Raw genomic sequence first — 9,997 nt, forward strand, 5'->3', positions numbered from 1 at the left:
CGGCGTCCTCGGCGTCCCGGCCGGCCCGCTCGACGGCCGGCGGGCGGCTCTCGGGGGCCTGGAGGGCGTCCGCGATCTCTTCGACGAGACCGCGCAGCCGCTCACCGTCGAGTCCGGCGACCCGGTCCGCGGAGAGGGACAGCTCCTTGCCGTCCCCACGCCGGATCTCCAGCCGTACGGTGGACCTCCGGCCGCGCAGCCAGGTCACCAGCACGGACGCCAGCACGGCCAGCGCGCCGGGCTCGACCAGCAGCATCAGCACGTCCGCCGGGACGCCGAGGGTGCCCTGCGCGGGCGGCTGCGCGACCACACGCAGCCGCCCCCTGGCGTCGTCCTCGGCCGTCAGACGGCGTTTCAGATCGAACAGCGCCGTCTCGTCGCGGTCCCCGGCAGGGCCGGTGTCCGGCAGACTGATCGTGATCTCACTCATGGCACGGTTCACGATGCCTCCCCCCTCTGTCAGGATCCCACCGGCCGACACCGGACAAACCGGCCGTGGCGGAGAGACCCGACAGCTCAGGGGCACCGGACCACGAACCGGGCGGAATCCCCTGGACAGCGAGGGGCGCGGGTCATCTCCCGTACGTCTCCCGCAGTTCCACCTTGCGGACCTTTCCGGACACCGTCATCGGGAAGGAGTCGAGGATCCGGAGCCGGCTGGGGATCTTGTAGTGGGCGAGCCGGCCCGCGCAGAACTCCCGCAGTTCCTCCAGCGTGAGCGGGTCCGCCGGGTCGCCGGGGATGACGCAGGCGAGGACCTCCTCGCCGTAGCGCTCGTGCGGCACCCCGATCACCTGGACGTCCCGGATCTTCGGGTGGGCGTACAGGAACTCCTCGATCTCGCGCGGGTAGATGTTCTCGCCACCCCGGATGATCATGTCCTTGATCCGGCCGACGATCTCGACGTACCCGTCCTCGCGCATCACCGCCAGGTCCCCGGTGTGCATCCAGCGGCCCGCGTCGATCACCTCGGCCGTCCGGTCCGGTTCGTTCCAGTAGCCGAGCATCACGCTGTAGCCGCGGGTGCACAACTCGCCCGCCGTGCCGCGCGGCCGGGTCACCCCGGTGGCGGGGTCGACGACCTTGACCTCCAGGTGGGGCAGGACCCGGCCGACGGTGGCGGTGCGGTGCTCCAGGTCGTCCTCGATCCGCGTCTGGAGGGACACCGGCGAGGTCTCCGTCATGCCGTAGCAGATGGAGACCTGCTCCATGTGCATCTCGGCGACCACCCGTTTCATCACCTCCACCGGGCACGGGGAGCCCGCCATGATGCCGGTGCGCAGGGTGGAGAGGTCGTAGGAGGCGAAGTCCGGGAGGTTCAGCTCCGCGATGAACATGGTCGGGACGCCGTACAGGGACGTGCACCGTTCCTGCTGCACGGCGTTCAGGGTGGCCGCCGGGTCGAAGGACGGGGCCGGGATGACCATGCAGGCGCCGTGCGTGGTGGCCGCCAGGTTGCCCATGACCATGCCGAAGCAGTGGTAGAACGGGACGGGAATGCAGATCCGGTCCTGCTCGGTGTAGGCGATCGACTCCCCCACGAAGTAACCGTTGTTGAGGATGTTGTGGTGGGAGAGGGTGGCCCCTTTGGGGAAGCCCGTCGTGCCCGAGGTGTACTGGATGTTGATGGGGTCGTCGCAGGACAGCTCCGGGTACGACACCTCGGGCGTCGCCCGGCCGAGCAGCGCCTCCCAGCTCGGGTCGCCGAAGTACACGATCTCGCGCAGGCCGGGGCAGTCGCCCCGCACCTGCTCGGCCATCGCCCGGTAGTCGCTCGTCTTGTGGCGCAGCGAGGCGAACAGCAGGGAGACACCGGCCTGCTTGAGGACGTACTCGACCTCGTGGGTGCGGTAGGCGGGGTTGATGTTGACCATGATGGCGCCGATGCGGGCGGTGGCGTACTGGACCAGGACCCACTCGGGGCAGTTGACCGCCCAGATGCCCACCCGGTCGCCCTTGGCGACCCCGCCGGCGGCCAGGGCCCGCGCCAGTTCCTCGACGGCCGCGCCGAACTGCGCGTAGGTCCAGCGCCGTCCGGTCGGCACGTCCACCAGGGCCTCGCGGTCCGGCCAGGCCGCCACCGCCCGGTCCAGGTTGGCGCCGATGGTGTCGCCGAGCAGGGCGGTCGGGCTCGTCCCGTGCGTGTACGACAGCGGCGCGGTCACCGGAAGTCCTCCTCGCGGTACTCGTTCGCCGAGCCGGCCGCCGTGGCCTCGCGCAGCTCGATCCGGCGGATCTTGCCGGACACGGTCTTGGGCAGCGCGCCGAACTCCAGCCGGCGGATGCGCTTGTACGGCGCGAGCACCTCGCGGGAGTGCTCGAAGAGAGCCTTCGCGGTGTCGGGGCCGGGCTGCCAGCCCTCGGCGAGGACGACGTACGCCTTGGGGACGGCGAGCCGCAGCGCGTCCGGGGCGGGCACGACGGCGGCCTCGGCCACCGCCTCGTGCTCCAGCAGCGCGCTCTCCAGCTCGAACGGACTCACCTTGTAGTCCGAGGCCTTGAACACATCGTCGCTGCGCCCGACATAGGTGAGATACCCCTCTTCGTCCCGGGAGGCGATGTCCCCGGTGCGGTAGTAGCCGCCCGCCATCGCCTCCGCCGTGCGCTCGGGGTCGCCGTGGTAACCGGTCATCACGCCGACCGGGCGCTCGGCGAGGTCGAGCGCGATCTCGCCCTCGGTGGCGCCGGGCGCGCCGGAGACCGGGTCGAGCAGCTCCACCCGGAAGCCGGGGCTGGGGCGCCCCATGGAGCCGGTCTTGAGGGGCTGGCCGGGGCTGTTGGAGACCTGCACGGCGGTCTCGGTCTGCCCGAAGCCGTCCCGGACGGTCACCCCCCAGGCACGCCGGACCTGCTCGATGACCTCGGGGTTGAGCGGCTCGCCGGCGGCCACGATCTCGCGGGGCGGCGTGCGCAGTTGGCCGAGGTCCGCCTGGATGAGCATCCGCCACACGGTCGGCGGCGCGCAGAAGGTGGTCACGCCGACCCGGTCCATCTCGGCCATCAGCCGGGCGGCGTCGAAGCGGGTGTAGTTGAAGACGAAGACGGTCGCCTCCGCGTTCCACGGCGCGAACAGGTTGGACCAGGCGTGCTTGGCCCAGCCGGGCGAGGAGATGTTCAGGTGCACGTCGCCCGGCCTGAGCCCGATCCAGTACATGGTGGTCAGGTGGCCGACGGGGTACGAGGTGTGGGTGTGCTCGACCAGCTTGGGGCGGGCGGTGGTGCCCGAGGTGAAGTAGAGCATCAGCGGGTCGTCGGCCAGCGTCGGGCCGTCGGGAAGGAATTCGGCGGGGGCCGCGTACGCGTCCTCGTACGGCTCCCAGCCCTCCTCCGGCAGGCCGCCGACCGCGATCCGGGTGTAGGCGCCGGGCACGTCGGCGAACTTCGCCGTGTCCTCGGCGCGCACGATCACATGCTTCACCCGGCCCCGCTCCACCCGGTCGCGCAGGTCGGCCGGGCCGAGCAGCGGTGTCGCCGGGATGACCACCGCGCGCAGCTTCATCGCGGCCAGCGCGGTCTCCCACAGCTCGGTCTGGTTGCCCAGCATGACCAGGACGCGGTCCTCCGCGGCGACCCCGCGTTCCCGCAGCCACCGGGCGACCCGGTTCGACCGCTCGGCCAGTTCGGCGAAGGACAGCCGGGTCTCGCCGCCGTCCTCCTCGACGATGTGCAGCGCGGTGCGGTCGTTGCCGGCGGCGATCACGTCGAACCAGTCCAGCGCCCAGTTGAAGCGGTCCGGCCTGGGCCAGCGGAAGCCCTCGTAGGCGGTGGCATAGTCCTCACGGTGCTCCAGCAGGAAGTCCCGTGCCCTGCGGAACTCCTCCGTCGCCGTCGTCATCAGCGTCCTCCGTGCTCGTCCGGTCGTCCACCCGCGGGCGCTGCCGGCCGGTGCCGGGCCGCGACCGCGCTCGGCCCCTGCGGGCCCCGCGCGGTCGCACGCCCGAACACCGGCGCGCCCTCCGGTGCACTCCCTCGTTTCCCGGCCATTGCCGGGCGGCTCTCTGGCATCGTCTAATCCGTGATGCAGGTCTCACTACCCCCGAACGGGGGTGTGGGCGGCCGAAGGAGCGACAGGTGACGGCAGACGCGGTGGGGGCGGTGGAGATCGGTGGCGCGCTGGCCCGGCTGCGGCGGGCGACAGGGCTGCCCGTCGCCTTCGGCGGCCTGGTGGAGTCCGGCCGGCCGCGGATCCGCATCAGCGAGCTGAGCGGTACGACCACGGCCGCGCTGCGCTCGCTCGCGGTGACCTCCGGCAGCGGGCTCGGCGGCAAGGCGGTGGCGCTGGCCCGGCCGTGCGCGGTGACCGACTACTCCAGCTCCCGGCAGATCAGCCACGAGTACGACGTACCGGTGGCCGCCGAGGGCATCCGCGCGGTGCTCGCGGTGCCGGTGGTGGTCCGGCGCCGGGTGCGCGGGGTGCTGTACGGCGCGCTGCGCTCGGCCCAGCCGCTCGGCGACCGCACGCTGGGCGCGGCGGTGGCGGCGGCGCGGGACGTGGAGCAGGCGCTGGCGGTGCGGGACGAGGCACGGGGGCTGCTGGCGGCGGCCCGGCCGGAGGAGGCCGGCACCGGTCAGGGCGCCGCCTGGGAACAGGTCCGCGAGGCGCACGCGGCGCTGCGGGCGCTGGCGCCCCGGATCGGCGACCCGGAACTGCGGGCCGAACTGCTGGCCGCGTGCGGTCTGCTGACCGCGCAGCCACGAGCCGGGGGCGTGACCCTGGCGCCACGCGAGCTGGACGTGCTGTCCTGGGTGGCGGCGGGAGCGACCAACGCGGCGGTGGCCGAGCGGCTGGGCCTGCGCCCGGAGACGGTGAAGGGCTATCTGCGTGCGGCGATGCGGAAGCTGGGCGCGCACACACGAGGGGAGGCGGTGACCGCGGCCCGCAGGGCGGGGCTGCTTCCGTAGACCCGAAGGCGGTAAGGAAACCTGCCCATTCATCCGGCGCCGCTTTGAATTTCCCTCTGCTTGACCGTTTGTTATTTCCCTCACCACGGCTTCCGTCCGAATTTCAAGGATCGTTGCCTAGAATTTGGCCCGGACACGACACACGAGGGGAGCGGTGACCGTGCGACGGGACTTCCAGGAGCCTGCCAGGTGCCGCCCCGACCTGGTCATCGGCCGCGAGGAGCTGTTCGCCGGCGCCCGTGAGCAACTCGCCTCGGGGGGCAGTGTGCTGCTCCACGGCCCCGCCGGAATAGGGAAATCCACCATCCTGCGGGCATTGGCCGAGGAATACGGCGCCACCGCGCGCACCGTCTTGCGCTGCTCGGCGACGGAGTCCGAATCCCACCTCCCCTTCCTCGCCCTCGCCGACCTCCTCGGCCTGGTCCTCGACGAGGTCGCGTCCCGGCTGCCCGCCGCCCAGCGCACCGCCCTGGAGTCGGCGCTCACCGGCCGCGGCGAGTCCAGCCTTCAGCGCGACGGCCTCGCCCTGCGGCTGGCCGTGCTCTCCGCGCTGCGCGCCCTGGCCGCCCACGGCCCGGTCCTGATCGTCGCCGACGACCTGCAGTGGCTGGACCCGGCCAGCGCCGAACTCCTCGGCTTCGCCGCCCGGCGCCTGGAGGGCACCCCGGTGCAACTGCTGTGCGCGGTACGCACGGAGGGCCAGGAGAGCCAGGAGTACGACCGCCATCTGCGCGCCTGCCCGCCCGGCACCCTCGCGGTCCGGCTGGGCCCGCTCTCCCGCACCCAGGTCGCCCAGCTGCTCGACCACCGCGGCCACGGCGGCCTGTCCCGCTCCACGGTCCGCGAGATCCACCGCACCAGCGGCGGCAACCCGCTGTTCGCCCTGGAACTGGGCCGCGCCCTCGCCGACAGCCCCACCCCGCCCCGGCCGGGCGAGCCGCTGCCGGTGCCGACCTCGCTGCGCGCCCTGGTCCTCAGCCGGCTGGACATGCTCTCGGTGGAGGCCCGCCGCACCCTGCTGGTGGCCAGCGCCGGCGCCCGCCCCACCCCGGCCCTGCTGCACGCGGCCGGCCGGGAGAACGCCGAGGCCGAGTGCGCGCAGGCGGCCGAACTCGGGCTGCTGGCCACCGAGCCCGACGCGCCCGCCGTACGGTTCGCGCACCCGCTGATCTCCGCCGCGCTGTACGCGGAGGCACCCGCGCACGAACGGCGGGCCGCGCACGCGGCGCTGTCCACCGCCGCCTCCGACCCGATAGAACGGGCCCGGCACCTGGCCCTCGCCACCACCGGCACCGACCCGGAGGTCGCCGCCCGGCTCGCCGAGGCCGCCGCCCTCGCCCGGGACCGCGGGGCCCCCTCGGTCGCCGCCCAGCTGGGCCTGCTCGCCGCCCGGCACACCCCCGCCGACGGCACCCCGAGCCAGGAGGAGCGCCGGCTCGCCGCCGCCGAGGACGCCATCACCGCCGGCGAGGTCGACCTGGCCCGCGACATCGCCCGGGAGGTGCTGGCCCGGGCCACCGTGCCCGCCGACCGGGTGCGGGCCTGGATCATCGTCATCGACACCGCCGGCCACACCATGGCCGAGGTCGACGCCGTCTTCCCGCAGGCCCTCGCCGACGCCGGTGACGACCCCCGGCTGCTCGCCCTCGTCCACTACCAGCTGGCCTGGCGGGCGCTGATCGTCGAGGGCGACTTCACCGAGGCCCGGGAGGCCGCCGCGCACGCCGCCGAACTGGCCGCGCGCGGCCAGGACCGGCGCACCGAGCTGCTCGCCCTGGCCTTCCAGGCGCAGACCGAGACCCTGATGGGCCATCCGGAGGCGCCCCGCACCATCAAACGGGCCCTGAAGGAACCCCAGGACCCCCGGGTGGCCTGCCATCACAACGGCGCCGGCAGCGCCCGGTTCCGCTGGCTGGTCATGGGCGACCAGCTGGCCGAGGCCCGGGCCACCGTCACCGCGCTGCTGCGCGAGGTCCGCCGGCGCGGCTCGGTGGAGAGCGAGGTGCACTTCCTGCGCGGCCTCGCCGAGACGGAACTGCGCGCCGGACACTGCGGGCGCGCCCTCGACCTGGCCCGCGACAGCCTGCGGCTGGCCCGCGACTCGGGGATAGGCGAGACCGCCTCGGCGATGCTCACCTCGCTCGCGGAGGCCTCCGGCGGCGATGTCGACCGGGCGCTGGTGCTCGCCCGGGAGGCGGTGGACCACGCCGAGGAGGACGGCGACCAGATGTACCTCTCCCGGGCGCTGGGCGCCCTCGGGTACGCCCAGCTGGTGGCCGGGGACCCGGCGGGCACCGTGCGTTCGCTGCGCCGGGTGCGCAGCCTGGAGCTGGGGCTCGGCATCACCGACCCGGCCCGCGGCCGCTGGCAGGGCGACCTCGCCGAGGCGCTGGTCCGGATCGGTGAACCCGCCGAGGCGCAGGACGTCATCGACGCGAGCCGGGAACACGCGCTGCGGCTCGGCCGGGAGAGCGTCCTCGCCGTACTGGACCGGTCCGAGGCCCTGGTGCGGGCCGCCCGCGGCGACCTGGAGGCCGCGCTCGCCCAGCTGACGTCCGCTCAGGACCGGCTCGGCAAGCTCGGCTACGGCCTGGAGGAGGCGCGGGCCGCGTTCGCGCTGGCCCGGCTGCGCGGCAGACGCACGGCCGCGGGCACCGGCGGCCGGGAGGGCGTGGCCGGCGCGGCGCCGGCCTTCGACGAGGCCGCCCGGATGTTCCGGCGCTGCCGGGCGCTGCCCTGGCTGCGCCAAGTGGAGGAATCCCGCACCACCTCCGAACCGGAGCCGGTGCCGGCCGCGCCGGACGCGCCGGCCGCCCTGGCCGTGCTGGCCGCGATGGAGCGTCAGGTCGCCGCGCTCGTCATGGAGGGCGCCACCAACCGGGAGATCGCGGCCCGGCTGTTCATCAGCGTGAAGACGGTGGAGGCGACCCTGACCCGGGTCTACCGCAAGCTGGGGATCCGGTCGCGCGTCGACATCGTCCGATTGGCGGCAGGTCGCCGCGCGACCTGAGCGGCGCTCTTGTTAACTGAACCGGACCGAGGGTTTTCCCTCACCCAACCCCCTAGGGGGTTCCCTCATTGGGAGCCGAGGGTTCCGGGTCCTAGCGTAAGGGGCGTGCCGCTCGCCCGGGCACACGGGGGTCGGTCCTCGACCCCCGTGCACACCCCACACACACCCGCGCGATCCCCCACCGGTGCAACCCCCACTGAGGAGACTCATGTTCGGGCTCACACGTGCCAGAAAGACCGCCGCGACCCTGGTGGCCACCGCCGCCGCCGCGGCGACCGCGCTGCTCGCCGCCCCCACGGCGAGTGGCGCGCCCCAGCCCATCGTCGGCGGTACGACCACCACGACGACCGCGTACCCGTTCATGATGCAGATCACGGACGCGTCCCAGAACCAGTTCTGCGGCGGCACCCTGGTGGCGCCCACGAAGGTGGTGACGGCCGCGCACTGCATGGTCGGCGAGACCACGAGCAGCGTCCGCGTGGTCGGCGGCCGGACGTACCTGAACGGCACCAACGGCACGGTGAGCCGGGTCAGCAAGATCTGGATCAACCCGGACTACACGGACGCCACCAACGGCGACGACGTGGCCGTGCTGACCCTGTCGACGTCGATGCCGTACACCACGGCCAAGTACGTCTCCTCCAGCCAGACGAGCGTGTACGCGGCCGGCACCACGGCCCGCATCCTCGGCTGGGGCACCACCTCGGAGAACGGCAGCTCCTCCAACCAGCTGCGGACCGCGACCGTCCCGGTCGTGTCCGACTCCAGCTGCCGTTCCTCCTACGGTTCGGACTTCGTCCAGTCCGACATGGTGTGCGCCGGATACACCTCCGGCGGCGTGGACACCTGCCAGGGCGACAGCGGCGGTCCCCTGCTCATCGGGGGCGTCCTGGCAGGGATCACTTCCTGGGGCGAGGGGTGCGCGGAGGCCGGTTACCCGGGTGTCTACACCCGGCTGACCACCTTCTCGGACCTGGTGACCGCGCAGGTCAACTCGTAACCCGGAAGACTTCCCGAGCACCCCTCGGGTGAGTGCCGGGGGGCGGTTGCGGGCCACCACGAGCGGCCCGCAACCGCCCCCTATCCAATGCTCCGGCGATCCGGTGCCCGGCTCACGCCGTCCGGCGGTCCGTCGCGGAGGCGAAGCCCAGCCAGGTGTGCCGGTTGCCGGCCCAGCACCAGCCGACCTTGGGGGCGTCGCGGCGCTCGCGGCCGTCCCGTCCGGTGCCGTTGCTGATCCAGAGCGCCGGGGTACGGGCGTCCAGGGCGCCGTTGGCCTTGCGCAGCCGGGAGCCGATGGTCATGAAGCAGTGGTTGCGCTCCAGCGCGGCGGGCTGCTGCAGCACCCAGTGGATCCCCTCGGAGACCAGCAGCGGGGTGCGGGCCTCGGCGGTGAGGGCGGGCAGCGCCTCGTCCGGGCTCCAGTTGGCCATCCGGTCGCCGCGGTCGACTCCGGTGAGCAGGTAGAGCGGGGCGTCGGGCAGCGCGACCGTGTCCAGCGGGGCGAAGAGGTCGACATCGGACATGTCGCTGACCACGAAGCCGGGCTTGCCGTCGCGGCGCAGCAGCGGCGCGAGGGCGGAGGCCGGCGCCCGGTCCGGATGGACGGCGAGCAGCACCCCGCCGTCCGCGGCGGCCTCGGCGGCTGCGGTCTCGGCGCTCGCGGCGAAGGCGCGCAGCTCGGCGGCGGACAGCCCGGCGAGCCGGTGCACCCCCAGCTCGATCAGCCGCTCGGCCTGCGCGCTCGGGGCCGGGAGCGCGGGGACGGCGGTGACGGGTGCGGACGTCGTTTCGGGCACGATGCTCCCAGGGACGGTGACAAGTGGACGACGGGGCAACGCCACGACCCCACGGAACGTTCCCGTCCGGATGCGAAGCTTCGCGCGGGCGCGGGGCGGGCGGTGCGGACGCCGCCCGCGGGGCGCCTCACCGCCGTACGACGTCCCCGAACCGGATGTCGTGCGCGGCACCCGGGTGCCGCCGCCCGCTGAGCCCTGGTCGGCTCGCCGAAGGTCTCGATCACGAGCCGGGCGCGGTCGGCGTGGGCGAGCAGGAGGTTGTCGAACTCGGGCAGGAAGCGGGGCG

Annotated in this window: 7 protein-coding genes; 3 read left to right on the forward strand and 4 right to left on the reverse strand. The window is 73.8% G+C overall.

Features of this window, described 5'->3' with window-relative positions; genetic code table 11:
* The 3 genes from CCN44_RS06880 to CCN44_RS06890 all read right to left on the reverse strand — a co-directional run.
* The coding region (locus CCN44_RS06880; protein WP_086697136.1) for an effector-associated constant component EACC1 at positions 1 to 430 on the reverse strand (430 nt) is incomplete at its 3' end.
* A gap of 142 nt (positions 431 to 572) precedes the next feature.
* A complete protein-coding gene (locus CCN44_RS06885) occupies positions 573 to 2,165 on the reverse strand; it encodes an AMP-binding protein (protein WP_086697137.1) in 1,593 nt (530 codons plus the stop codon).
* Complete coding sequence (locus CCN44_RS06890; RefSeq protein WP_086697138.1) at positions 2,162 to 3,835, reverse strand: AMP-binding protein; 1,674 nt, start codon at positions 3,833 to 3,835, stop codon at positions 2,162 to 2,164. Before CCN44_RS06890 ends, CCN44_RS06885 begins: the two co-directional genes overlap by 4 nt.
* A 236-nt stretch (positions 3,836 to 4,071) precedes the next feature.
* On the opposite strand from CCN44_RS06890, the gene CCN44_RS06895 reads away from it, so the two are divergent.
* From CCN44_RS06895 to CCN44_RS06905, 3 genes are all read left to right on the forward strand, one after another.
* A complete protein-coding gene (locus tag CCN44_RS06895) occupies positions 4,072 to 4,902 on the forward strand; it encodes a helix-turn-helix transcriptional regulator (RefSeq protein ID WP_059253787.1) in 831 nt (276 codons plus the stop codon).
* Positions 4,903 to 5,056: 154 nt separating this feature from the next.
* On the forward strand, positions 5,057 to 7,912 hold the full coding sequence (locus CCN44_RS06900) for an ATP-binding protein (protein WP_189397004.1): 2,856 nt from the start codon (positions 5,057 to 5,059) through the stop codon (positions 7,910 to 7,912).
* Between the two features lie 208 nt (positions 7,913 to 8,120).
* Positions 8,121 to 8,912: a S1 family peptidase gene (locus tag CCN44_RS06905; protein WP_086697139.1), complete on the forward strand. Its 792-nt coding sequence runs from the start codon at positions 8,121 to 8,123 to the stop codon at positions 8,910 to 8,912.
* 112 nt (positions 8,913 to 9,024) lie between these two features.
* Here the strand turns inward: CCN44_RS06905 and CCN44_RS06910 are convergent, their stop codons facing one another.
* Positions 9,025 to 9,711 (reverse strand): DUF5701 family protein, encoded by a 687-nt coding sequence (locus tag CCN44_RS06910; protein WP_059253781.1) that lies wholly within the window; start codon positions 9,709 to 9,711, stop codon positions 9,025 to 9,027.
* Positions 9,712 to 9,997: the final 286 nt, after the last annotated feature.

Origin of the sequence: Streptomyces tricolor, from assembly GCF_002155905.1 — a bacterium.
In the GTDB taxonomy this organism is placed as follows: domain Bacteria; phylum Actinomycetota; class Actinomycetes; order Streptomycetales; family Streptomycetaceae; genus Streptomyces; species Streptomyces tricolor.